The following is a 230-nucleotide window of genomic DNA, read 5'->3' on the forward strand; positions in this document are numbered from 1 at the left end:
CGGCAACGTCGATGACGGGCAGGCGTGCGGCGGCGCTCATGGGCCGGACAAAGCCAATCCCTTGACCGCCTCCAAGTCGGCGCTCAGCCGGCCGAAGGTGCGGACGGCATCGCTATCGCGGCCGGTCTGCGGAAGCCGCTCCTTCATGACGACCAGCGGCACGAGGGCATTCCCCGTTCAGCGAGGTCCGCCCTCGCCTCCTCAACCTGCAGGGCAACGGACTGTCCATT

1 protein-coding gene is annotated in these 230 nt (G+C 68.3%); it reads right to left on the reverse strand.

The features are described 5' to 3' along the window. Positions 1–36: 36 nt before the first annotated feature. A complete protein-coding gene (locus tag ACTFO6_RS20180; RefSeq protein ID WP_439936033.1) occupies positions 37–162 on the reverse strand; it encodes a hypothetical protein in 126 nt (41 codons plus the stop codon). Positions 163–230: the final 68 nt, after the last annotated feature.

It is taken from the genome of Pelomicrobium sp. G1 (genome assembly GCF_051905455.1).
Taxonomy (GTDB): Bacteria; Pseudomonadota; Gammaproteobacteria; order Burkholderiales; family UBA6910; genus Pelomicrobium.